The sequence below is a fragment of the Mesorhizobium sp. Pch-S genome, from assembly GCF_004136315.1.
Lineage (GTDB): Bacteria > Pseudomonadota > Alphaproteobacteria > Rhizobiales > Rhizobiaceae > Mesorhizobium.
In genome coordinates, this window is sequence record NZ_CP029562.1 from 3,686,203 (window position 1) to 3,709,272 (window position 23,070).

General features: G+C 61.6%; 21 protein-coding genes and 1 pseudogene. 8 read left to right on the top strand and 14 right to left on the bottom strand.

The annotated features are described in order from the left end of the window. Positions 1-40: 40 nt before the first annotated feature. The 8 genes from C1M53_RS17295 to C1M53_RS17330 are packed head-to-tail and all read right to left on the bottom strand — an operon-like array spanning position 41 to position 7,012. On the bottom strand, positions 41-1,087 hold the full coding sequence (locus C1M53_RS17295; RefSeq protein WP_129413357.1) for a zinc-binding dehydrogenase: 1,047 nt from the start codon (positions 1,085-1,087) through the stop codon (positions 41-43). Between the two features lie 11 nt (positions 1,088-1,098). Then, positions 1,099-1,854 carry an SDR family oxidoreductase gene (locus C1M53_RS17300; RefSeq protein WP_129413358.1) on the bottom strand — a complete coding sequence of 252 codons (756 nt, stop codon included), beginning with the start codon at positions 1,852-1,854 and terminating at the stop codon, positions 1,099-1,101. Further along, entirely contained in the window at positions 1,851-2,657 is an 807-nt protein-coding gene (locus C1M53_RS17305; RefSeq protein WP_129413359.1) for an SDR family oxidoreductase, read from the bottom strand. Before C1M53_RS17305 ends, C1M53_RS17300 begins: the two co-directional genes overlap by 4 nt. Continuing rightward, positions 2,654-3,472, bottom strand: coding sequence for a sugar phosphate isomerase/epimerase family protein (locus C1M53_RS17310; RefSeq protein WP_129413360.1), 819 nt, complete (start codon positions 3,470-3,472; stop codon positions 2,654-2,656). The genes C1M53_RS17305 and C1M53_RS17310 overlap by 4 nt, the downstream gene beginning before the upstream one ends. Before the next feature lie 3 nt (positions 3,473-3,475). Next, the gene (locus C1M53_RS17315) at positions 3,476-4,522 is read right to left on the bottom strand and encodes a Gfo/Idh/MocA family oxidoreductase (protein WP_129413361.1); all 1,047 of its coding nucleotides are present in this window, start codon (positions 4,520-4,522) and stop codon (positions 3,476-3,478) included. A gap of 14 nt (positions 4,523-4,536) precedes the next feature. Beyond that, complete coding sequence (locus tag C1M53_RS17320; RefSeq protein WP_129413362.1) at positions 4,537-5,508, bottom strand: C-terminal binding protein; 972 nt, start codon at positions 5,506-5,508, stop codon at positions 4,537-4,539. 2 nt (positions 5,509-5,510) lie between these two features. Then, positions 5,511-6,287 carry an acetoacetate decarboxylase gene (locus C1M53_RS17325; protein WP_129413363.1) on the bottom strand — a complete coding sequence of 259 codons (777 nt, stop codon included), beginning with the start codon at positions 6,285-6,287 and terminating at the stop codon, positions 5,511-5,513. After that, complete coding sequence (locus C1M53_RS17330; protein ID WP_165358172.1) at positions 6,284-7,012, bottom strand: FadR/GntR family transcriptional regulator; 729 nt, start codon at positions 7,010-7,012, stop codon at positions 6,284-6,286. The genes C1M53_RS17325 and C1M53_RS17330 overlap by 4 nt, the downstream gene beginning before the upstream one ends. Positions 7,013-7,185: 173 nt before the next feature. Here C1M53_RS17330 and C1M53_RS17335 point away from each other — a divergent pair, with 173 nt between their 5' ends. From C1M53_RS17335 to rhaM, 5 genes are all read left to right on the top strand, one after another. Further along, on the top strand, positions 7,186-8,304 hold the full coding sequence (locus tag C1M53_RS17335; protein ID WP_129413365.1) for a mandelate racemase/muconate lactonizing enzyme family protein: 1,119 nt from the start codon (positions 7,186-7,188) through the stop codon (positions 8,302-8,304). 77 nt (positions 8,305-8,381) lie between these two features. After that, the gene (locus C1M53_RS17340) at positions 8,382-9,566 is read left to right on the top strand and encodes a sugar ABC transporter substrate-binding protein (protein WP_245488183.1); all 1,185 of its coding nucleotides are present in this window, start codon (positions 8,382-8,384) and stop codon (positions 9,564-9,566) included. Between the two features lie 53 nt (positions 9,567-9,619). Continuing rightward, the gene (locus tag C1M53_RS17345) at positions 9,620-11,140 is read left to right on the top strand and encodes a sugar ABC transporter ATP-binding protein (RefSeq protein ID WP_129413366.1); all 1,521 of its coding nucleotides are present in this window, start codon (positions 9,620-9,622) and stop codon (positions 11,138-11,140) included. A gap of 14 nt (positions 11,141-11,154) precedes the next feature. After that, positions 11,155-12,159, top strand: coding sequence for an ABC transporter permease (locus C1M53_RS17350; RefSeq protein ID WP_129413367.1), 1,005 nt, complete (start codon positions 11,155-11,157; stop codon positions 12,157-12,159). A 13-nt stretch (positions 12,160-12,172) separates the two neighbouring features. Then, positions 12,173-12,490 carry an L-rhamnose mutarotase gene (gene rhaM / locus C1M53_RS17355; RefSeq protein WP_129413368.1) on the top strand — a complete coding sequence of 106 codons (318 nt, stop codon included), beginning with the start codon at positions 12,173-12,175 and terminating at the stop codon, positions 12,488-12,490. A 125-nt stretch (positions 12,491-12,615) separates the two neighbouring features. Here the strand turns inward: rhaM and C1M53_RS17360 are convergent, their stop codons facing one another. The 6 genes and pseudogenes from C1M53_RS17360 to C1M53_RS17385 all read right to left on the bottom strand — a co-directional run bounded on the left by C1M53_RS17360 (position 12,616) and on the right by C1M53_RS17385 (position 19,214). Further along, entirely contained in the window at positions 12,616-13,326 is a 711-nt protein-coding gene (locus tag C1M53_RS17360; RefSeq protein WP_129413369.1) for a FadR/GntR family transcriptional regulator, read from the bottom strand. Between the two features lie 41 nt (positions 13,327-13,367). Next, positions 13,368-14,276 (bottom strand): dihydrodipicolinate synthase family protein, encoded by a 909-nt coding sequence (locus C1M53_RS17365; protein WP_129413370.1) that lies wholly within the window; start codon positions 14,274-14,276, stop codon positions 13,368-13,370. An 8-nt stretch (positions 14,277-14,284) separates the two neighbouring features. After that, positions 14,285-15,996: pseudogene (locus C1M53_RS17370) on the bottom strand (IlvD/Edd family dehydratase). A gap of 37 nt (positions 15,997-16,033) precedes the next feature. After that, positions 16,034-16,858, bottom strand: coding sequence for a carbohydrate ABC transporter permease (locus C1M53_RS17375; protein WP_245488185.1), 825 nt, complete (start codon positions 16,856-16,858; stop codon positions 16,034-16,036). Next, positions 16,855-17,733 (bottom strand): sugar ABC transporter permease, encoded by an 879-nt coding sequence (locus C1M53_RS17380; RefSeq protein WP_129413371.1) that lies wholly within the window; start codon positions 17,731-17,733, stop codon positions 16,855-16,857. Before C1M53_RS17380 ends, C1M53_RS17375 begins: the two co-directional genes overlap by 4 nt. 83 nt (positions 17,734-17,816) lie before the next feature. After that, positions 17,817-19,214 carry an extracellular solute-binding protein gene (locus tag C1M53_RS17385; protein WP_165358173.1) on the bottom strand — a complete coding sequence of 466 codons (1,398 nt, stop codon included), beginning with the start codon at positions 19,212-19,214 and terminating at the stop codon, positions 17,817-17,819. 109 nt (positions 19,215-19,323) lie between these two features. On the opposite strand from C1M53_RS17385, the gene C1M53_RS17390 reads away from it, so the two are divergent. The 3 genes from C1M53_RS17390 to C1M53_RS17400 all read left to right on the top strand — a co-directional run bounded on the left by C1M53_RS17390 (position 19,324) and on the right by C1M53_RS17400 (position 22,844). Beyond that, the gene (locus C1M53_RS17390; RefSeq protein WP_129413373.1) at positions 19,324-20,385 is read left to right on the top strand and encodes an ABC transporter ATP-binding protein; all 1,062 of its coding nucleotides are present in this window, start codon (positions 19,324-19,326) and stop codon (positions 20,383-20,385) included. A 9-nt stretch (positions 20,386-20,394) separates the two neighbouring features. Further along, positions 20,395-22,008: a GMC family oxidoreductase N-terminal domain-containing protein gene (locus C1M53_RS17395; protein ID WP_129413374.1), complete on the top strand. Its 1,614-nt coding sequence runs from the start codon at positions 20,395-20,397 to the stop codon at positions 22,006-22,008. 245 nt (positions 22,009-22,253) lie between these two features. Further along, positions 22,254-22,844, top strand: a complete 591-nt coding sequence (locus C1M53_RS17400) for a DNA-3-methyladenine glycosylase (RefSeq protein WP_129413375.1) — start codon at positions 22,254-22,256, stop codon at positions 22,842-22,844. Positions 22,845-23,070: the final 226 nt, after the last annotated feature.

Here is a 23,070-nt window from a genome sequence, read left to right on the forward strand (position 1 = left end):
CTGGCAAGAAGTGATGTTGTGACCTGTAACGCCGCGACCGTCAGTCGAAGGCGATGATCACCTTGCCGGACTTGCCACCGGCCATCAGCTGATAGGCCTGCGGCGCGCGTTCAAGCGGAAAGGCATCGGTAATGATATCATGCGGATGCAGCCCCCAGGCCTCGAGATCCTCGCAACACTGATCCATGTTGTGCACGCTGGTCACCCATGAGCCGTAGATGGTGCGCTGCCGGTGCAGAAGATCATCGCTGACGTCGAACTCGACTGGGCCGGTCTCACCGATGTAAACGCAACGCCCCCAGGTCCGGGTGGACTGCAAGGCCATGAGCCGGCCTCGTGGATTGCCCGAGCAGTCTATGGTTACGCCGGCGCCGCCCCTGGTCAGGGCCTCGATCTCGCCAAGGGTATCCGGGCCGGCCGGCAATCCGTGATCCAGCAGTCCCAGCCGGTGCGCTGTCTCGACGCGGTCCGCCTGGGTGTCGACGCCGATGACGAGCCGCGCGCCACGCCCCTTGGCCAGCATAAGCGCCGCCATCCCGACCGGTCCTAGTCCCACCACGACGACGGCGTCACCGCCCGACACATTGCCACGCAGAACCGCCTCGTAGGCGGTGCCGACACCGCAGGAGATGAAGCAGCCGTCCCGGTAGCTCAAGGCGTCCGGCAGGTGCACGAGGTCCCGCTCGTCGGCAACCAGATATTCAGCGTGGCCGCCGTCGCGCTGCCAGCCATAGGCCGCGCGCTGGGGATCGGTACAGGAGATCTGGAACCCCTTGCGGCAGTTGCGGCAGAAGCCGCAGCCGGAGATATGATACACCGCGACGCGATCGCCCGGCTTGAAATGACGGCAGCCGGCACCGAGTTCGACAACCTGACCAGCGGGTTCGTGGCCAGCGACGACGCCTTGATAGGATGTGCGTGGGTCGTCGCCGAGATGGCGATGGTAGATGTAGTGGATGTCGCTGCCGCAGATGCCGGACGCCTTCATCCTGAGAAGCACCTGGCCGATACCGGGAACCGGCCGTCTGATTTCACGCAGGTCGACGGTCGAATCTCCCGGCAGGTATGCGGCCAGCATCGTCTCCATGTCGCGAACTCCTACCCTGCCACCTTGGCCATGAAATCCGCGTCGCGGATGTCCACCATTGTTCCGGCCCGGTCGTCGCCGGCACCCGAGGCGAGCCAGGCGATCGCACCTGCCGAGACCCTGGGGTCGGCGAGCCGTTCCTGCGGTATCTGCGACACTTCGTTGATGCCGGCGGCGCGGATGCTCGCCTGCATGGCCGTGTCGACCAGGCCGGGCGCGATGCCGAAACAGCGTATGCCATGGGCCTTGCCCTCTTCGTCGATTGACCGCGTCAGCATCAGCAACGCTGCCTTGCTCGAGCAGTAGGCGGCCCAGCCGTGCATCGGTCGGGATGCCGCCCCCGAAAGCAGGTTGACGATGCGTCCATGTCCGGCGAAATGCCGCCAAGCGGCATTCGTCACGGCGGCCGCGCCCGAAACGTTTATCCGCATCGCCTGGTCGAACTTTTCCGGATCGAGATCGGCGATCGTGGACATCGGCTCGATCGTCGCGGCATTGTTGACGACGATGTCAAGCCGCCCAAGCCGTTCTGCGATGTCGTCGATACGCCCCCTGACGGCCGCAAGATCGGCAACATCCAGTGCGGCATCGAACGCGCGGCCGCCTTCCGCCTTGATGGCTTCGATCACCGCAGCGCAATCCCCGGCCTTGCGGCCGCACACCGCCACGTTCGCGCCGGCCCTGGCCAAGGCCGAGGCTGTCGCGGCACCGATACCGTGGCGCGCACCTGTGACCAGAGCGCTCTTGCCCGCCAGATCTACTTTCATGAGAGTGCCTCAATCGCGTCGAGAACGGTCTGGCGGTCGGGCGAGACACCATAGGCCTGGAAACCGCCGGTGATCGAGATCACCTCGCCGGTGACGAAATCCGCATCGGGGCCGAGCAGCCAGGATACCGCCCCGGCGACATCCTCTGGCTTGCACCAGCGCCCAAGCGGGATCGAGCCGACGACCTGCCTTTCAAACGCGTCCCAATCCTTGCCGAGCTTTTCCGCCTTTCTGCGGAAAGCTGCCTCCATGCCCGTGCCGATGCCGACATGACCAGGGGCAACGGCGTTCACACGTACTCCGGTTGCCGCCATCTCGACGGCGAGGCATTGCGTCAGTGCCGCCACCGCATTCTTCGATGCCATGTAGACGGAGGAGAATGGATTGCCATAGCCAAGTCGCGTCACGATGTTGACGATATGGCCGTGGCCCTGGCGGCCCATCACGCGCGCCGCTTCGCGGCACATCAGAAAAGTGCCACGCGCATTGACGGTGTGGATGCGATCCCAATCCTCCGCCGTGGTCTCGACCACCAGGCTCTGCATGTGAATGCCGGCATTGTTGACTACCGCGGCAAGTTCGCCATGTGCCCGCGTTACACTGTCTACCGTCGAAACGATGGAGGCCTCGTCGGCGATGTCGAGAACGTGCCAGTCCGCGGAGATCGCCGCCGCTGCCTTGCGTGCCGCTTCGGCGTTTCGATCCGCGATGACCACAGTGAAGCCGTCCGCCTTGAGGCGGGTCGCAATGGCAAGTCCGATGCCGCCGGCGCCGCCGGTTACGAGGGCGGTCCTGTTGCTCATGCAGCCCTCCAGGCACGGAAGAGATCGCGCATCTTGATCGTCTCGGACATCACGTCATCGTGCAGCGTGTCGAAATAGTCCTGGTGCACGTATTCGCTGGCGACATAGCCGTCGAAGCCGGCTTGCCGGAAGGCCGCGAACATCGCCGGAAAATTCAAGGTGCCCTGATCCATCTTGGCCTGCAAAGCGCCGGGTCTGGCCTGGCGCAGATGGGCGTGGCCTAGCCATGGGATCAGCATGTCGATTTCTTCCTGCCGGTAACCGCTGACAGCGAAATGGGCATAGTCGAGCGCCAGCTTCACCCCTGGTGCGCGCGCGCACATTTCAGCCGTGAGGGCAGGGGTCTCGAGATAGGAATGAACATGCGGCTCGACGCAGACCTCTATGCCCGCTTCCTGCCCTGCCTCCACCAGCGGTTTCAGAGATTCCACGGTCTCGCCGAGGGCGTCGTTGCGTGTCTGGCTACCGTTGATCACACCCGGAAGGATGAACACGGTTGGTGCGCCCGCCGCCTTGCAGAATTTCAGCACCTGCTTGAAGTCGGCCAGGTTTTCGTCGCGATGACCCGGCAAGGCTAGGTTGCGCTCGCCGAGCGAGTTTCCGAAGAGATGATAGAGATTGGAGACCGGCAATGGCAGCCTTGATGCGATCTCGTGACCGTAGGCTTCGGGAGCCTGCAAAAGCCGGGCCTTGTCGAGGGCCGAGCGGTAGAAGTAGCCGATGTCGAGCCCCTCCATGCCGATCGCCTTTGCAACAGCCGCGACCTCGTCCAGCGTCAGGAGGGGAAACGACCAGCTGGTGATGCTCAACTTCATGACTCAGACTTCCTCCATCCGCCCGGATCCGGCCGAGCGGTACATTGCATCGAGCACGGCGGTTGCACGCAGACCAATGGTGCCGTCCGCCGGGTTGACGACATCCTTGCCGCGGCAGAGGTCGACGAGCCGCGTGATCGGCTCGACCTGTTCGTAAGCGCCGGCATCCGGCTCCAATGTTTCGACATGCGCCCTGCCGTCATGACGAACCACTTCGACACGTGCCCGTTCGATGTCGAACAACAACATGCCCTCTGTGCCGAACACACGGATATCGAGCTGGAAGCCGCGCGATTTGGGAACCGTCGCCGACCCCGACAGCACCGCGGTTGCACCGTTGGCGAACTCCAGCACTGCCGCGTCGTAGAAGTCCACGCCGGCGGGGGACAGCCCGGTCCTGGCGAAGACGCGCTTCGGTTCGAGGTCGACAAGGCGAAACAGCACACCCAGGCCGTGGGTGAGCTGACCCCAGCCATAACCACCGGAACGCTTCGGATCCGCCCAGGTCGATGTCGGGGGACGAAACAGGTGATCCTTTGTCTCGACCATCGGCTCACCACCGAAAAGATCGGTGAGCGCCGACGCCATCTGTGCGACGACATGGCGAACTTCACCGATCCAGCCGTCCTGAACGAGCCTGTGGGCGGTCTCGGTCATCGCCTTGTAGTTCCAGCCATAGGGCATGATGATTTCGCCGCCCCTGGCAGCGGCCAGCGCGACCAGAGCGCGCGCGTCGGCGGCCGACGTCGCCATGGGCTTTTCGATCAACACCTTCAGCCCGCGCTCGAGCGCCAGCTTCGCGTGCTCGGCATGCAGCACATGCGGGGAGGCGACGACCACCCCGTGCAGTTGCTCGGCATCCAGCATTTCGCGCGCGTCGCGATAGGTGCGAGGCAAGTCGAAGGTCTTCGATACTGTCTCCAGCCCTTCGGGATCGGGGCGATTGATGGCGATGATGTCGACATGCGGGTTGGCGATCAATGCGGGGATATGGCTCAGGGTCGCCCACCAGCCCGCACCGATGATGCCGATATTGACCTTTTCAGGCATGAGCTTCCTCCTGCTCAGTGCTTGGAACCGGGCACCGGCCGGCGCAGCGGTTTGCCGGACAGATGTGCGCTGATGTCGTCGGCGACCATGCGCTGAAGTGTTTCTATTGCCGCCGACGAATACCAGGCCGCATGAGGCGTGAGGATCAGGTTGGGTGCGCCGCGCAGCGGCGACTCCGGTGGAAGCGGCTCCACCTCAAACACGTCCAGCGCAGCACCGGCGATGGTGCCGGCCCTGAGAGCCGCTGCAAGGGCAGCTTCGTCGACAAGCGCGCCGCGTGCCGTGTTGACGATGAAGGCGTTCGACTTCATGCGGGCAAGCCGCTCTGCATTGATGAATTTCGTCGTCTGCGGCGTCGCCGGCACGTGCAGGCTCAGCACGTCGGATCGTTCAACGAGAGCCTGCGGCTCGACAAGCTCGACCTGAAGGTCCGCTGCAGCCTCGACACCCAGCATCGGATCGGATGCCAGGATGTGAAATCCGCAAGGACGCAAGCGATCGGCGACGGCGCGGGCGATCTGCCCGAAGCCGAGGAAACCTATCGTGGTGTCGCGGTAGGCGGCGAGCGGTTTCGCGACGGCAACGGCAGCCCACTGGCCGGCACGAACGCTGGCATCGAGTGGTACGATCTTGCGCAATTGCGTCAGAACCAGCGCGACCGTGTGATCGGCGACCTCGTCGATGCAATAGTCCGGCACATATCCGGCCGGTATGCCGCGGGCATTGGCGGCGGCGATGTCGAGATTGTCGAACCCGATGCCGTAGCGGATGATTGCAGCTCCTTGCGCCAATCCCTCGATCGCCTGCGCACCCAGCGGCGCGAACTGCACCACCGCGACATCGGCTCCGCGAACTGCATCGGCCACTTCCTGTGCCGTGCGGCACTGGAACGCGACGAATTCGGCATCTGACGTGAGGGCGGCCGTTTCTTCATGCAGAAGCGCGGGAAAAGTGTAGTCGGTGACGACGACGCGACGCTTCTGCATGGTTATTTCGAGCCCAGATAGTCGTGGATGATCTCACCGCTCACCAGCGTGAAATCGGCTTTCCAGAAGAATGCTTCGATCGGGTCGAGCACCGGCAGGCGAAATACCGGTGCCTGTGCATTTGGCCTGAGCTCCACCGTGGCCGGTCCGCTCCAGCACCCGTGCACCTTGACCTCGGTCAGTCTGCGCGAGGTGATCTGGCGGATCGCTGGCCGACCGTCGATGTGGTCGATGGCCTTGAGATTGAGGTTGGTGTCGAAATCGAAGTGTCGGCGCATTTCGGCCGGATCGGCTTGCCGCTGTTTGTAGGGTGTGGTGACGGTAACGACATCGATGCCGTTGCGCTCCACCTTGCCAACGATCAGGTCACCGCGAAGCTCCAGCGACGGGTTGGCGTATTTCTTCGGCTGGCCATGGATTTCGCGTCCATGTGAGACGCCGCCATCCGAGCCGAGGAAGAGATAGGGTGAGTAGGCGCCTGCCCGGCCAGCGACTTCGGCGCCGAACATGATGTTGCATTCGTGGTAGGGGCCGATCCAGTCGGGATCGTTCATCCTGTAGAGGTGAATGGCGACGACATCGCCGCTGGATCTGACCGGCGGCGGGGTCAGGAAAGCCGTCGCTGCCGGATCGGTACGATAGAAGACGGTCAGGATCTCGCAATTGCGGAACCGGAAAGGAAAGGGCGGGATGAACGGCGCATCCCACGGCGTCGAAAATCCGCCCTTGATGATGTCGGCTTCGGTCGGCCTGGTCAGGCCCCAGCGGCGTTCGGTCACGATTTGTCTCCCGCCCTCATCGATTCCCGCGTCGATCGCAGGACATTGCGCATATGCGCCACCATCGCGCCGCGCGCCGCCTCCGTATCCTTCGCCCTGAAGGCGGCCACGATCGCCTTGTGGTCCTGAATTGACCGGTTGATGACACCGGGCGTCTCGGACGCGATCTTGCGAAATTCCAGGCCGAGGATGTTCAGGCTTTGCGCGGCGCGGGCGAGGAACTCGTTTTCGGCCAGTTCCGCCAGGCGCCGGTGGAAGGCCGTGTCGACCTCGCGATATGTCACCGGTGTCTCTGTCGCGGCTTCCTGATCCGCGATCAGCTGCTCGAGAAACGCCACGTCGTCGGGGCTGGCATTGGCGGCTGCCCGAGCGGCGATGTCGCCTTCAATCAGCTCGCGCGCCTCGTAGAGCTTGTCGACCTCGGTGTTCTGCAAGGTCAGGAAGAAGGTCAACGGCTTGAGCAGGTCTGCTGCGCTGAGCTGGGAGACGATGATGCCGCCACCATGCCGGATTTCCAGGACACCGAGAACGGCGAGCGCCCTCACGGCTTCGCGGACCGTCGGTCTGCTGACTTGAAATGTCTCGGCGAGATTCCGCTCCGGGGGGAGATGGTCGCCAGGCTTCAGGTTGCCGGCCGTCACCAGTCCCAGGATTCGCGACACCAGGATTTCCGTGAGTCCCGCCTTCTTGAGCGGTTCGACCCCGGAAAAGGTTCCCTCCTGCACGTTTCCACCTCTCGACGCGTTGGATTTTTGCACATTGTCATCAAGGCTGCATTCTTGTCAATTGGACAAGTGGTCTTACCAATTATTGACTTCTCGCCGCAGGTGGTGCTAGTCAGTTCAGCCATCAGGCGCCGGGAAGATGAGAGCGTCGAGGGGCAAGGGTGAGGAAGAGAATGCGGATACGCGCCGTCAGGCCCTACGTGATCGGGTACATCGATCCCAACGACTTCAACCATCGACGCGTGACGACGCTGGTGCGGATAGAAACCACCGACGGGGTCGTCGGCTGGGGTGAAGGCATCGCGATGTGGCCGGAGGCCTGCACGGCGACCGCCGCGATCATGCAAGCGCTTGGCGATCTCCTGATCGAGGCTGGCGACATCACCGTGCGCAGCGCCTGGGACGCGATGCGCGCGCATTGCTGGTGGTACGGCGAGGGTGGTGTCGCATGCTTCGCCTACAGTGCAATCGACATGGCGCTCTGGGATATCGAAGGCAAGCTCAGGGACAAGCCCCTGTTCGCGCTGCTTTCGGACGACAGCCGCGCCAAGCTTCCAGCCTACGCGTCCTGTCACGTCAACAAGGCAACGATGGAAGAATGCGTCGCGGAAGTCCTGGGCTTCAAGGACAGAGGGTTCAGGGGCGTAAAGCTGGGATTCGCAAAGAGGGGACTATCGAATATCGGGCACGATCCCGACAATGACGTCCGTTTTGTCGCTGCGCTGCGGAAGGCGGTTGGTGCCGAGTTCGAAATCATCGTCGATGCCGGCAACGGGGTGAAATGGGACGTCGCCACGGCGATCTCCACCACCCGCCGGATGGCTGAGTACGACATCGGCTGGATCGAGGAGCCGCTCTATCCCACCCTGATCGACGGCTATCGCGAATTGAAGGCGGCGGTCGACGTGCCGATCGGGACGGGCGAACGCGAGTGGACGGTGAGTGGTTACCAGCGCCTCATCGAGACCGGGACCGTTGATGTCGTCAGCGTCGACCCGGCGCGGGCGGAAGGCGTGACGGGTTTCCACATGGTCGACAAGCTGTGCCAGGCGAAGGGCGCGACGATCAACGCGCATGCCTGGAGCACTGCGATCCTCACGTCCGCCAGCCTTCATCTGTCGCTGGCTTCGCGCACGGCGCGCCTGTTCGAGCTGAAGCCTTTTCCGGTCGTCGTCCAGGACGAACTGGTGAAGAACCCCATTCGCCAGACCGACGGCGAAATCGGTGCGCCGACGGGGCCGGGACTTGGCGTGGTGGTCGACGAGGCTGTGCTGGAGAGACTTGCAATATGAGCGCAACGGTAAACTTGTTTGACAAGTTTACCGTTGCGTGAGATTGACGATCGCGCGTGTTTTCTAGGGAGGAACTCATGACGAAACGGAACATCATGGCCCTGGTCGGTTTGACCGCGCTTGGGCTGACTTATGGGAATGTCGCCGCCGCAGATGATTTTCACGGCTTCGATCCGGCCAGCTACGACGGTGCCATGCTGTCGGCCGACCAGTTGCAGGCCATGGTGAAGGACGCGTCGGCAGTCACGCCGCCGCGCAACGGCTCCAAATATGTCATCGGTTTTGCCAATCTGCAGCGCGACATGACTTTCGGCGTGGTCGTGGAGAAAGGCATCCAGGCCAATGCCGATGCCGCCAGTGTCGAATTGACTGTCGCTGACAATCGTCTCGACGGTCCGACCGCACTGGCCAACGCGCAATCCTTCGTGCAGCGCAGCGTCGACTACGTCATCGAGTTCCAGACCGATGTGAATTTCGGCCCGCAGGTCATGAACGTCTTCAACCAGGACGGAGTGAAGGTCGCCGCGATCGATATTCCGATGGCGGGCGCCACCTTCTTCGGTGCGAACAATCCCAAGTCCGGGTTCATGGGCGGCTCCTATCTCGGCCAGGCCGCCATCGCCAAGTTCGGCGCCGACAAGGTCAAGCAAGGGTACTACGTCATCGGCGAGTTGCCGCAGTCGGGCGCAATTCCCGCGATGCGGACCGAGGGCCAGCAGGCCGGCTTCCTGTCAGCAATGCCCGACTTTCCGAAAGACCACATGCTGCGCATCGACACCAAGAACACCTTGCAGGAATCCTTCGCGCAGATGACCAATCTCATGGGGCGCATCCCCGACGGGGTGCCGATCATGATCAATGCCATCAATGACCAGTCGGCCATCGGTATGCTGCGAGCTGTCAAGCAGGCGGGACGGCAGGCCGACGTCATCGCGGTCGGCAACGGTGCGGATGAAACGAAGGCATTGGTCGACGAGCCGGAGCTCGTTGCCGCGACCGGTTATTTTCCGGAACGCTACGGCAACTATCTGATCCCGATCGCCTTGTCGGCGCTCGCCGGCAAACCTCTCCCGCCGGCTGTGCTGGTCAATCACGTGATGATCACCAAGGCCAATGTCTGCGAATACTACAAGGACTACAAGTGCGGCGAAAAGCCGAGCTTCGAGTACAAGTTCCCGCAGGCGGAATTCGAGGCGCACCTCGCTTCGCTGAAGGGACAGGATTCGCTCAAGGGCTACGAGACCCTGATCCCGAGCAAATAGTCATAAATCAAGGCGCGCCGCGCGGCGCGCCTTTCGCATCCGCGGAGGAGTGGATGGCAGATCTGATCAACATGACCGGCATCGGCAAGTCGTTTGGCGGCATTGCTGTCCTGAGCGATGTTTCCCTGCGTGTCGGGCACGGCAAGGTCGTCGCCCTGCTCGGCGCAAATGGCGCCGGCAAATCGACGCTCATGAAAATCCTGTCGGGCAACTACACGCGCGATGCCGGAGAAATCAGCGTCGACGGCAAGCCTGTCGAGTTTCGTGTGCCGGCCAATGCCATCGCCGAGGGCATTCGTCTGTTGCCGCAGGAACTGTCGGTCTTTCCCGATCTCTCGGTGGCCGAAAACATCATGCTTGGCGCGTTGCCGACCAGAGGAGCAGGCTTCCTGCGCACAGTGGACAGGGCTGTGATGGAAGATCGTGCGAGCGAGCTGCTGGTTCGCATGGGATTGAACTGGCTTTCGCCCAAGACGCGCATGGGAGCGGTCTCCCATCATGTGCAGCGCATCGTCGAAATCGCGCGCGCCATGGCCGGCAATGCACGGGTTCTCATCATGGACGAACCGACGGCTTCACTGGCCGAAACCGAAGTGAAGATGCTCTTCCAGATCATCCGCCGGCTGCAGGCCCAGGGCGTGTCGATCGTATACATCTCGCACTACCTGAAGGAGGTTTTCGAGGTATCGGACGAGATCGTCGTTTTGCGCGACGGCAAGAATGCCGGACTGTTCGAAACCGGGAAGACCGACGTCGATACGGTGCTCGAGGCCATCGTCGGCAACCGTGTCGGCAACCTCTATCCCGACTTCGCGGAGCCAGACCATACGGACTCCGATGTCGTTGCCGTCAGCGGTCTGACGCTCGAGGGCTGGCTGCGCGGTGTCGATTTCACCATCCGGAAAGGTCAGATCACCGGCATGCACGGTCTGATCGGCTCCGGTGCCGAAATGGCCGGCCGTGCCCTGTTCGGTGCGGTTCCGCGCGCCAGCGCGGACAGCGCGACGATAGAGGGAAGAGCCTATGCAATCCGCGGTGCCCAGGCCGCCGTCAAAGCCGGGCTGGGACTTGTCGCGGCGGAACGCAAGCGGGAGGGCATAATCTCGATGCTCAGCCTGCGCGAGAACATGTCGGTCTCCAACCTGCCGCGTTTCACGGCTGGGCTGACGATCCAGCGCAAGGCTGAAGCCGCGACCGTTGCTGAATGGATCCAGCGCCTGACCATTCGCTCCCGCAATGCCGAACAGGCCATCGGTACCCTGTCGGGCGGCAATCAGCAAAAGGTATGCCTGGCCAGATGGCTGCTCGGTGACCTGAAGGCGCTCATTCTCGAGGAGCCGACCCGCGGCGTCGATGTCGGCGCCCGCGCGGAGATCTACAGGCAGATCCGCAAGATGGCCAATGACGGCCTTGGTATCCTGCTCATCTCTTCCGATGCCGAGGAGGTCGCGGGGCTGGCTGATCGGTCCGTCGTGCTGGCTGGCGGCACGGTGGTTGCAACCTATGAAACGCCGGTTTCGGCCGGCACGCTGATGAATGCGGCGTCGAAACCTGCTGCAGTGCAAGCGGCCTAGATTGGAGGGGCTCCATGTCTGAAGAAACGGTCAAGGCCGTCATGAGCCAGATTGAGGCCGCGAAGAGCAAATCGGGACGCAGCCTGTTGGGCAAGCCGTGGGCAGGCACAGCCATGCTGCTGGTGATCTATGTCCTGCTGCTGGTCGTGTTCACGATCCTTTCGCCATTTTTCCTGACCTTCAAGAACCTGCTTTCGATCGGTTCGAACATGGCTTTCGTGGGCTTGATGGCGGCGGCCGGGACACCGCTCATCATCGCTGGAGGCCTCGATCTTTCCGTCGCTGCCGTGGCCGGCATCTCGGGTGTCGTCGTGTCGCTGTGCTACGCGGCGGGGATCGATATCTGGCTGGCCTGCGCGGTGGCCATCTTCGTCGGCGGTGCGATCGGCGCCGGCAATGGTGCGCTGACCAATGCGCTGCGCCTCAACCCGTTCATCGTCACGCTCGGCACGATGAGCATCATCACCGGCCTGTCGCTGGTGCTTACCGGCGGCTTGACGCAGCCGCTCGCAATTGCAGGATTCAACTGGATCGGCTCCGGCCGGCTGGGCGGCATCCCGGTTCCCCTCATCCTGATGCTGGTCTTCTTCGCAGTGATCTGGTGGGTGATGACCTTCACGCCATTCGGCCGCTACATCTATGCGTCGGGCGGCAATCCCGACGCCAGCCGGATGCTGGGTATTCCCGTCGACCGCACCCAGATAATGCTTTACGTCCTTTCCGGCATTTCCGGCGCCGTTGCAGGGATCGTCGTTGCTGCGATGCTTGGAGCAGCTGCACCCGATGCCGTCGGCAAGCACCTGTTGACCGTCATCGCCGCGATCATCCTCGGCGGGACCAGCCTGTTCGGCGGACGCGGATCCGTATGGGGCACATTGCTGGCCGTTCTCATCCTCGGAACACTCAACAACGGTCTTACCCTGCTCAATGTTTCGAGCTTCTGGCAGGATGTGACAAAGGGGGCCGTGCTTTTGCTGGCGGTCGGCCTCGACCAACTGCGCATTCGTTCGCAAGCCTAGGACTGGAAACCACATGCCTGAACGCATTGCCTTTCGCATGGTCCTCAATCCCGGTCAGGCGACCGAGTACAAGAAAAGGCACGATGAGATCTGGCCTGAACTCGAGAAGGCGCTGCGTGATGCAGGCGTGTCGGACTATACCATCTGGCTGGACGAGGAAACCAACAACCTGTTCGCGACGCTGGTTCGCAGCGACGACCACACAATGGACAAGCTGCCGCAAACGGAGGTGAACCGCCGCTGGTGGGACTTCATGGCTGATGTCATGCAGTACAACGACCGCAACGAACCGCTTGTCGTGCCTCTCAAGCGCATGTTCGACATGTCCTAGGCATTTTGTGGCCAAGTGGAATCACCTGGCGTTACAAAAATGCGAAGAAAACAAACTTGGAGCGTTTCCGCGTTTCCGTGGAAAACGGAAACGCTCCAGGCATCAGGCCGGCCACCAGCTCGGTTCTAGCCTGTTGGTTTGGAAAAATTCCGATCATACGTATCGGAAATCAGCTTTTCAGCCGCCTTGGCAGCCTTGACCGGATCGCGTTGCTCGATGGCTTTCACGATGGCTTCGTGCATCCCGAGCGCATGGCTCATGCCGCCGAATTTGGCGAAGGTCTTCGGGACGCTGATGGTAAGCGCGGCGCGGATGACGGAACCAACAGGTCCAAGGAAGCGATTGTGTGCGGCCTGGATGATGCCGAGGTGGAAGGCAACGTCGGCTTCCATTGCAAGCCTTGGATTGGATTGATCCTGCGCCATTGTCGCGAGCGCCGTACGAAGCTGCTCGAGATCGGCCTTGGTGGCTCGTCTTGCCGCCAGCCTGGCGGCAAGAGGTTCAATCGCCGATCTGATCTCGAACAACTCTTCCGCGAGAGCCTGTTCATCCTGATCGCCGTGCCATGACATGACAATGGGATCAAGCATGTTCCAGAACTCCGGCGCACGCACGCTCGTGCCGATGCGCTGCTTGGCTTCTATGAAACCTTTGCTGGTTAGGATGGTGAGCGCTTCGCGCAGCGTTGTGCGGCTGACCTGGAGTTGGTCGAGCAGGTCGGTTTCCTTCGGCAGCTTGTCACCCGGCCGCAACTCGCCGCGGAGAATGCTGCGGCCCATGCGAGCAGCGATCTGTGCCGGCAGACCTCGTCCTGAGGCAGGTACAGGTTCCATCATGTCGTTTGCCAGCGCATTCCAGGTCGCCCTCGTATTGTCCGCTATTCAGCAGTCAGCGGGCCGAGTTGTGCCGCGAAACGCTGCACCATCTCAAGCCCGATCTTGTCGGGACGAAGCGCCGGAGCGCGATCGTGGATCGGAATGCCTGCGCGGGCGCCGAAGAGGCGCTTGCCATAGCAGATCAGGTTTTCGATGCCCTGCATGACGAAAACGGCTGGCGGCAACATCGCACGATATTGCGCCTCCGCTCCGCCTTCGTCACCCGCGCTAAAAGCGGCGTAGGCGCGTACTGCGTAGTCGATGCAGTCCGGGGCCAGGATCATGCCTCTGCAACCGATACGGAAATTGTCGATCAACTCCAGCCCGCCGCGACCGTTGAACACCGGCACTCGACGCTCGGTGCGCGAGATCAGGCCTGCTATGTCGACGACAGGGCCTTCACCCTTGACCAGCTGGATGTTGGGATGCTGGCTGACGAGATCGCGTATCTCGTCGGCGGTCAATCCGCGTCCGAAGAAGGCTGGAGCATTCTGGATGGCTACCGGCAAATCCGTTGCTTCCGCAACGCGCCCGAAGAAGCGGATGTATTCGGCCGCGCCATACGTGCCGGCCGACGGTGGCTGCAGGATGACCCAATCGGCACCGACACTTTCGGCATGGCGGATCTGGGCGATCTGCTCGGCGACCGAAGCGCCAAAGATGGTGAAGGCGAGCGGCACCCTTGCACGCGTGTCCTCCGCGACCCAGTCCATCACCGTGCGGCGTTCCGCCTCCGTGAGTTTCGCCACTTCGGTGGCAAGTCCCAGAGCGGCCATGCCGTGGGCACCGCTGCCAAGGCAGAGCTCAACCTGCCTTCGCATGGCGGTGCGGTTCAGCCGCTCTTCGCCATCGAACAATGCGTAGACGATGGCATGGATGCCGTGAAAATTTTCGCTGCCGAACTTGCCCATCTGCGCCCTTAATGGCTTTCGCGCGGAATGGCGTGACCACGGCAGCCGACTAGGAAATCCAGGTCGGCGCCACGATCCGCCTGCAGAACGTGTTCGACATAGAGGCCCTGATAGCCACCTGGCATGGCGGGTACGGGCGGCTCCCATCCCCTGCGCCGCCGCTCCAATTCCTCATCCGAAACGTCGAGGTGGAGCCTGCGGGCATCCACGTCGAGCTCGATGACGTCACCATTGCGCACAAGAGCCAATGGCCCGCCGATGGCGGCCTCCGGCGTCGTGTGCAGCACGACCGTGCCAAAGGCGGTACCGGACATGCGCGCATCCGAGATACGCACCATGTCGCGCACACCTTTCTTGAGAAGCTTCTGCGGCAGCGCCATGTTGCCTACCTCGGCCATGCCGGGATAACCTTTCGGACCGCAGTTCTTCAACACCATGATGCAGCTTTCATCGATGTCGAGCGTCGGCTCATCGATGGTGGCTTTGTAGTGGTCGATGTCTTCGAATACCACCGCGCGACCTCGGTGGCGCATCAGTTCGGGCGAAGCGGCAGAAGGTTTGATGATTGCGCCGTCCGGAGCCAGATTGCCTCGCAAGATCGCGATGCCGCCATTCTGCGTCAGTGCCTTCTGTCTCGGGCGGATCACCTCGGAATTGTAGTTGACGGCTTCGGCAAGCTCGTCACGCAGGGTTCTGCCGGTTACCGTCAAAATGTCGAGATGAAGGAGATCGCTGATCTCCTTCATGACGGCGGGTATGCCGCCGGCGTAGCAGAAATCCTCCATCAGGAAGCGCCCGGAAGGCATCAGATCGAGGATGGTCGGGACGTCGCGTCCGAGCCGATCCCAATCATCGAGCGTCAGGTCCACGCCGACACGTCCGGCGATTGCCAGAAGATGGACGACCGCATTGGTTGAGCCGCCGATGGCGCCGTTGACGCGGATCGCATTCTCAAACGCCTTCTTCGTGAGGACATGCGACAGCTGCAAATTCTCCTCGACCATCTCGACGATGCGACGGCCACTCATCCGCGCCAGCCGCGCACGATGGGCATCCACAGCCGGGTAGGCGGCATTGCCAGGCAAGGCTATGCCGAGCGCTTCAACCATCGAGGCCATGGTCGAGGCCGTGCCCATGGTCATGCAATGACCGGCGGAGCGCGACATCGCACTTTCAGCCTGCGCAAACTCACGCTCGCTCATGATGCCGGCGCGAACATCTTCGGAAAACTTCCAGACATCGGTTCCCGAGCCGATCTCGCGGCCGTGGAAGCGTCCGTTGAGCATTGGCCACCCGAGACGACGATGGAGGGCAGGTCGCATGAGGCCGCGCCCATGACCAGGGCGGGCGTGGTCTTGTCGCAGCCAGCCATCAGCACAACCCCGTCCATGGGGTTGCCACGAATTGCTTCTTCGACATCCATGGAAGCGAGATTGCGAAAGAGCATGGCAGTTGGACGAAGATTGGATTCCCCGCAGGAGAATACGGGAAACTCCAAAGGCAATCCGCCCGCCTCGAGCACACCGGCTTTTATGTGTTCGACCAGCCCGCGGAAATGCGCATTGCAGGGGGTGAACTCGGAAAAAGTATTGCAGATGCCGATCACGGGGCGCCCGTCGAACACATCATCGGGCAGGCCGTTGTTCTTCATCCAGCTGCGATGGATGAAGGCGTCCTTGCCAAATCCGCCGAACCAATGCTGCGAGCGCAGTTTTCTCATCTTAAGAACTCCAATCTTACCTGCATGCGACCGGAGCTCACTTGACGGCGCCCATGGTCAGGCCACGGATGAGCTGCTTCTGGAAGACCAGGACGAACAGCAGCACAGGCACCAGCAACACGATGGAAGCGGCGGACAGTTCACCCCAACGCACCTGCTGGTAGCCGACAAACGCATAGAGACCGAGGGGAACGGTCCGCACATCGTTTCCACCGAGGACCAGTGCAAAAAGGAACTCGTTCCAGGAAAACAGGAATGCCAGGATCGCCACGGCAGCAATCCCCGGCAGAACGACAGGAAGGCATATATGGGCGAAGGCCTGGAAATATGTTGCGCCGTCGATGGCAGCGGCCTCCTCCAGTTCACCGGGGAGGTCTTCGAAGAAGCCTTTCATCAGCCAGACGACGATGGACAGGTTGATTGCCACGTGGGCGACGATGAGGCCGGCATGAGTGCCGATGAGGCCCAGTTTCACATACATCACGAAGAACGGGATCAGCACGGCGACCGGCGGCGTCATGCGGGTGGTCAGGATCCAGAAGCCATAGTCGGCATTGGCGCGAAAGCGGTACCGCGCCAGCACGTAAGCGGCCGGAAGGCCGATCAGCAAGGCCAGCGCCGTCGAGGCGAGGGCCACGATTGCGCTGTTGGCGAAGTAGGTCCAGATCGCCGGATCGGAAAGAACCTTGAGGTAGTTGTCGAAGATCGGCGCGAACAGGAATTTCGGCCTGCGTGCCATGGCGTCGACTTCTGTCTTCAGGGACATCATCGCCAGCCAGTAGATCGGAAACAGGCACCAGAGGGCAAAAGCCCACAATGCCAGGCGGCGCGCCAGGGATGTCGAATTTCGCAGCGCTCTCACAGTACCGCCCTCGGCACGAAGAGGCGCATGCGACGAAGGAAGAGCTGTGCGGCGACGATGGTGATGACCAGCATGACGATCGCGATGGCAGCTGCGTAACCCATCGAGAGAAATTCGACGCCCTGCTTGTAGGCCAGCAGGTTGAGCGTTCTGGTCGCAATGCCCGGCCCTCCACCCGTCAGCACGAAGATGATGTCGAAGGTCTTGAACGCGTCGATGGCACGAAAGACGATGGCGACACCCAAATAGGGGACAAGCGCTGGCAGCGTATGATGGAAGAACACCTGAAGCTCGGTCGCGCCATCCATCCTCGCCGCCTGCAGTGGCTCTTCGTCCATTGCCGCCAGCCCACCTGCCGCGATCAGAAGGATGAAGGGCGCCCACTGCCAGGTGTCGACGATCAGCAGCGACGTCATGGCCATTGCCGGGGTGCCGAGCCAGTCCTGAGGTGGCAGACCGGCGAGCTTCAACAGGTGGTTGAAAACACCCAGCGAGGGGTTGAACATCATGCGGAAGGTGAAGACGGCTGCGACAGGCGTGATTGCCATCGGGAGGAGATAGATCGCCCGCAGGAGCGGGACGGCTCGCGTTTCATGGTGCAGGATTGCGGCGATCGCCACACCGAGCGCGAGCTGGATTGCGACCGCAAGGATGGTGAACAACGCCGTTGCGCGCAGCGCAGCCCAGAATTCTTCCGCCTGCAGGAGTTTGACGTAGTTCTGCAGCCCCGTGAACGCCAGAGTGTCCGGCGTCACCAGAGAATAGTTGCTGAGGCTCATTGCGACGGACGCAATGAAGGGAAAGATGGTGAGGCCGAACAACAGCACTGTCGCCGGCGCCAGCATGAGAACGATGAAACGCGTTCGCGTATTCATTTCCAGATCACGCCTTCATTCTAATGGTCGCGCCCATTGCGGCGCGACCCTTCTCTGTCGATTTCTCGTGCAAGCGACCGACCTCACATCCCGAGAGCCTGGCGAACCTTGCCATCGGCATCGCCAAAAGCGCTGGCCGCGTCCTTGCTGCCGGTTACGACCTCGTTCACCGCGATACCAATCGCATCGAGGATTTCAGGGGCCTTCGGGTGGAACCAGGCAGCCTTGAACAGATCGCCGTCGGCAGCCTGCAGGTTCTTCAGCGCGGCGTCCGCGGCTTGAGCGCCGAAGCGATCACGAAAGGCGGATGTCTGCCAGGCAGAGCTGCGGGGCGTCGCCAAACCAGCAGCGGCGGCCAAGGTCGAGGTGGGTTTGGATGTCGCCCACATCAGGAAAAGCCACGCCGCATCCTTGTTCACGGACTTTGCGTTTATGCCAGCCATCCAGTGCCACATATTGGGTTTGGCCGACTTGCCCGCAGGTGCCGGCAGGACACCGAACAGCGTGTTTCCGGCAACCGTGCTTTTCGCCTTGTCTTCGATATCGGTTGCGAAGTTCGAAGAATCGCAGCCGATCGCCACCGCCCCTTGCATGAAGTCGTTCAGGCATTCCATCCAGTGATAGCTGGCGATTCCGACTGGTCCTGCCTCACGAAGCAGCTTGCCATACATCTCGAGCCCGGCGATGGATTCCGGCATTGCAAGGCCGGATTTGCCGTCCCTGGTCACATAGGCGCCGCCATAGGAGAAAACGAAGCCGGCCAGCGTCCAGGGGGCAGCGTCGCCTGTGGGCTTTGCCCGCATGGCTATGCCGCCTACCTCGTCGCTCTTCAACGCAACGGCGAGCTTGAGCAGTTCGTCCATCGATGTCGGAGCGGAGAGGCCCTTCGAGTCCAGCATGGATCTGTTCATGAACAAGGTCTGCGCCTCGGCAGTGATGGCGAGCCCATAGGATGCGCCGTCGCTCCATTTTTCGAAGCTGCGGGCGGATGAGAAGATGTCAGGCTCGTCGTACCAGGCCGCGTCGAACAGGGATGCTTTGCTTCGGAACGCGTCGAGCGGCTGCAACCATTTGGCCGAAATTGCCTGGCCAAGCGCCCAGATCATGAAGACATCCGGCGTGGCGCTGCCACTGCCCAGTTTCACGGGCATGGAAGCGGAGAATTCCGTTTCGGATTGCTTCTCGACCTTTACTTCAATGCCGGTCAATTGCGTGAAAAGAGGGATAAGCGGCACGACCGCGTTCATCCAGGGGTGTTCCAGGCCGCCCAGAACGATCGTCTGTCCCTTGTGTTTCTGCCAGTCGACTTTTGCGTCTGCATAGAGCTTGAGCAATTCGGCACTGTTTTCCTGTGCGTGCACCGGAAGCCCGGAGCGGAGCATGATTGTGCTGCCCGCAGCCAGTATCGAGGTCGCGCGCAGGAACGAACGACGGTCGATCGCAAGGTGCAGTCCTCCCGTCGGTGTTTTTATGTTGTCCATCACATCCTCCCAACGAACCGGCCATGCCGGGCAACGAGTGCAACTCGCTACTTGAATACTCATATTATCGGAGTTATTGGTGGTCAAGGCGAAATGAGGGAGAGGACATTTGGTCGACGTCGAACTGTCCAATGTGGGAAAGAGCTGGGGCGCGGTGCAGGTCATCCGCAATCTCGATCTTCATGTGAGAGATGAGGAATTCCTGGTGTTGCTTGGTCCTTCCGGCTGCGGGAAGACCACCACGATGCGCATGATTGCAGGCCTTGAGGATGCGACGTCCGGCGATATACGCATCGGCGGCCAGTCGGTCGTGGGCAAGTTGGCGCGTGAGCGCGACATTGCCATGGTGTTCCAGAATTACGGGCTCTATCCACACATGAGCGTGGCCGACAACATCGGCTATCCGTTGCGGCTGCGCAAAGTTCCGGGCGATGCGAGGCACGAGCGCGTCAGGTCGGCCGCCCGCAGGGTCCATCTGGAAGAACTGCTGGACCGCAAGCCTCGCGCTCTGTCGGGTGGGCAACGCCAGCGTGTCGCGCTGGCCCGGGCGATCGTGCGCACCCCACGCCTGTTCATGCTTGATGAGCCCCTGTCCAATCTCGACGCGAAGCTGCGTGTTTCGATGCGCGCGGAGCTCAAGCATCTGCATCACGAAATGAAGACGACCACGATCTATGTCACGCATGACCAGATCGAGGCCATGACGCTGGCAACGCGCGTTGCCGTCATGCATGGCGGTCGCATCGTTCAGCTCGACACGCCGGAAAACATCTACAACGATCCTTCCGAACTGTTCGTCGCCGCATTCATCGGCTCGCCACCGATGAATCTGTTGCGCGGGACGATGTCAGGCGGGATCTTCCGTGGTGTCGGATTTGAAGTGGCAGGACTCCCGGCATCGATCGGTGGCAATGTCACGATGGGAATCCGCCCCGACGATGTCGCCCTCGTGGCGTATCCGGAGAGCGCCGACATGGTCTCCTCGGTCTTTGCAACGGAGTTCGTCGGCCAAAACATCCTGGTTTCGATCAAGGCCGGTGACGACCTCTTCTGCGCAGTGGCAGACGCAGGCCGGAAGGTGAGCATCGGCGAGACCGTTTTTCTTAAACTCAACCGCAGCCGCCTCTTTTTCTTCGACACGGCAACTGAAAAGCGGCTGCGTCCGGCCTGAGCCCAACCCATGAAGCGCTATGACTATATCATCGTCGGGGGTGGTAGCTCTGGTTGCGTGGCAGCCTGGCGCCTGGTCGAAGAGTTCGGCGCCAGCGTCCTCCTCCTCGAGGCGGGCGGGCGACGCATGAGCCCGATCATGCACATGCCTGCCGGATACATGAAGTATCTGGGGCGCGACACCTATCTCGATATGCACCACATGATGCCGCAGCCGCAACTGGATGGACGAAGCACCATTGTGCCACAGGCGAGGGTGCTGGGGGGTGGTTCCTCGGTCAATGCCATGGTCTACATGCGTGGGCAGGCCGCCGACTATGACAGCTGGGCCGCCATGATGGGCACCGGTCACGACTGGTCGTGGGCCGACATGCTTGCGCACTTCAGGGCCTTGGAGAACAACGACCATCTTGGCGCTCCCGCTCACGGCAATGCCGGTCCGCTCAACGTGTCGGCGCCCTTCCATCGCTGTGCGATGACCGACGCCTTCGTGGCAGCTGTTCAGAATGCCGGAGAGATATTCACTCCTGATTTCAATGGTGGAAGGCCGCGCGGTGTCGGCTACATGCAATCGACGATCGGGCCGGATCGTCGTCGCTGCAGCGCTGTCGATGCATTCCTGTCACGGGTGTGGAGCAACCCAGGGCTGGAACTGCGTACACAAATCAAGGTGGACAGGGTCCTGGTCGAGGCCGGCCAAGCCAAGGGCGTCGAGTTTCGCCACAACGGGCACGTCGAACGTGTTCATGCCGATTGCGGTGTCATCCTTGCCGCCGGCACCTACATCACGCCAAAGCTGCTGATGCTTTCGGGGATTGGTGCCGCCGACCAGCTGCGGTCGCAGGATATTGCGCCGATTTGCGATCTGCCTGGTGTCGGGCTCAATCTGCAAGATCATTGCGAGGTGCCGGTCATCTTCAGGAGCAACGGCAGCTATGGCTATTTTGGCGAAGATCGTGGCTGGCGCATGATCCGCAACGGGCTGCAATACCTGCTGTTCGGGTCCGGTCCGGTTACGTCGATCGGCGTCGAGGCCTGCGCTTTCGTCAATCCCGACGATGCCGAAGCCGATGCAACGATCAAGATCTATTGCGTTCCAACCGTCTATGTGGATCGTGACATTTCCGACGTCGAGCCTTGCGATGGCCTGACGATGACCTGCTGCCTGCTGCGGCCACGCTCGCGTGGCAAGGTCATGCTGCGTTCGAACAAGCCAGATGACATGCCGTTCATCGATGGCGGTTTCCTGCGCGACCCGCATGACATGGAAACGATCATCAAGGGGCTGAAGCTGGCGCGTTCCTTTGCACGTCACTCGCCGCTCGCCGGCCTGCTCGAAGACGAGATCGTTCCAGGTGATATGGTCACTGACGACGAGCTTCTGCGGGGCCACGCCAAACGGATGGTCAAGACGAACTATCATCCGGTCGGCACCTGTCGGATGGGCCCTGACAGCGATCCGTTCACCGTCGTCGATCCGCTCTCCATGTCGGTGCACGGACTGGAGAGACTGTATGTGATCGACTGTTCGGTGATGCCCACGATCGTCAGCGCCAACACCAACGCGCCGGCCATGGCGATTGCTCACAAGGCCGCAGGCCTGATCCACAATGCGCAGCGCTAAGCTGATGGGACGCATGCAAAACACGGTACCAACCGTACGCCTCTAGATGGAACCGGCGCAGGGGACGCTCACTTTCGACGCGTTGTTCTATAGCGACCCGTGTGAGGTCGATATCTGGGAGCCGCTGAAGCCAACGCTGGGTGTCGAGGTTCGGTTTCATTATGTAGCAGGGCTTCCGCCACGGTACGAGGCTGTTACGCTGGAAGCCCGACAAGACCCCGTGAATGTTGGTTCGAGCAGATCGCATGATCCCAGACAAAAAAGCCGTCTCGCTGGAGGCTGATGATTTTCCAGGCTTCTGGGATCGCGCATCCGAGCAGGTCGCCGCCGAACTCATCGGCTGCGAGTTTTGCGTTGATGGCGTGGGCGGGGTGATCGTGGAAACCGAAGCCTATTCCCCGGATGACCCGGCCTCACATAGCTTCATTGGAGAAACACCGCGCAACGCCGTCATGTTCGGGCCTCCAGGCCGCATCTACGTCTACCGCTCCTACGGCCTGCATTGGTGCTTGAATTTCGTATGCCAACACGCAAGTGCTGTGCTGATCAGAGCGCTTGAACCTGTTCATGGCTTGGATCGGATGGTTGAGCGCCGCGGCTTGTCGGACCATCGCCTGCTTTGTTCCGGGCCTGGCCGCCTTGCGATGGCCCTGGGCGTGGACGGATCCTTCAACGGAATGTCGCTGTCGGACGCGAGGATATCCGTCTCACCGCCCCAGTGTCAAAGTCCGATCATCGTCGGGACCCGGATCGGGATTTCGAAGGCCGCCGACAAGCCATGGCGGTTTGGCCTGGCAGGCTCGCGGTTCTTGAGCAAGCACTTCAAAGATCTGTGAAAAGCTTGCACGCACGCCGGCCGGCTCTGGTGCCTGCGGTGGTTCCGCGCTTGTAGCGGCCTGTCATGCCACGCTTGAGCGACAAACTCGCCGCAGGGCATCAACCGCTTGTTAACGCTTCATTGACCATAACTTCCGGCGGGGCCTCAGGCGCCGTCTTCCAGTCGATGACCGTATTTGTTTGATCGGAACGTGTTGTGTTCGAGTGTTCATTGCCCTTGCATCG

Excerpts from the sequence above, each read along its gene's own strand:
- C1M53_RS17350 (WP_129413367.1), top strand. The coding sequence starts at position 11,155 with ATGTCTGAAGAAACGGTCAAGGCCGTCATGAGCCAGATTGAGGCCGCG.
- C1M53_RS17320 (WP_129413362.1), bottom strand. The coding sequence starts at position 5,508 with ATGCAGAAGCGTCGCGTCGTCGTCACCGACTACACTTTTCCCGCGCTT.
- C1M53_RS17345 (WP_129413366.1), top strand. The coding sequence starts at position 9,620 with ATGGCAGATCTGATCAACATGACCGGCATCGGCAAGTCGTTTGGCGGC.
- C1M53_RS17340 (WP_245488183.1), top strand. The coding sequence starts at position 8,382 with ATGACGAAACGGAACATCATGGCCCTGGTCGGTTTGACCGCGCTTGGG.
- C1M53_RS17385 (WP_165358173.1), bottom strand. The coding sequence starts at position 19,214 with ATGGACAACATAAAAACACCGACGGGAGGACTGCACCTTGCGATCGAC.
- C1M53_RS17380 (WP_129413371.1), bottom strand. The coding sequence starts at position 17,733 with ATGAATACGCGAACGCGTTTCATCGTTCTCATGCTGGCGCCGGCGACA.
- C1M53_RS17300 (WP_129413358.1), bottom strand. The coding sequence starts at position 1,854 with ATGAAAGTAGATCTGGCGGGCAAGAGCGCTCTGGTCACAGGTGCGCGC.
- C1M53_RS17295 (WP_129413357.1), bottom strand. The coding sequence starts at position 1,087 with ATGGAGACGATGCTGGCCGCATACCTGCCGGGAGATTCGACCGTCGAC.
- rhaM (WP_129413368.1), top strand. The coding sequence starts at position 12,173 with ATGCCTGAACGCATTGCCTTTCGCATGGTCCTCAATCCCGGTCAGGCG.
- C1M53_RS17365 (WP_129413370.1), bottom strand. The coding sequence starts at position 14,276 with ATGGGCAAGTTCGGCAGCGAAAATTTTCACGGCATCCATGCCATCGTC.
- C1M53_RS17360 (WP_129413369.1), bottom strand. The coding sequence starts at position 13,326 with ATGATGGAACCTGTACCTGCCTCAGGACGAGGTCTGCCGGCACAGATC.
- C1M53_RS17400 (WP_129413375.1), top strand. The coding sequence starts at position 22,254 with ATGATCCCAGACAAAAAAGCCGTCTCGCTGGAGGCTGATGATTTTCCA.
- C1M53_RS17395 (WP_129413374.1), top strand. The coding sequence starts at position 20,395 with ATGAAGCGCTATGACTATATCATCGTCGGGGGTGGTAGCTCTGGTTGC.
- C1M53_RS17335 (WP_129413365.1), top strand. The coding sequence starts at position 7,186 with ATGCGGATACGCGCCGTCAGGCCCTACGTGATCGGGTACATCGATCCC.
- C1M53_RS17310 (WP_129413360.1), bottom strand. The coding sequence starts at position 3,472 with ATGAAGTTGAGCATCACCAGCTGGTCGTTTCCCCTCCTGACGCTGGAC.
- C1M53_RS17315 (WP_129413361.1), bottom strand. The coding sequence starts at position 4,522 with ATGCCTGAAAAGGTCAATATCGGCATCATCGGTGCGGGCTGGTGGGCG.
- C1M53_RS17305 (WP_129413359.1), bottom strand. The coding sequence starts at position 2,657 with ATGAGCAACAGGACCGCCCTCGTAACCGGCGGCGCCGGCGGCATCGGA.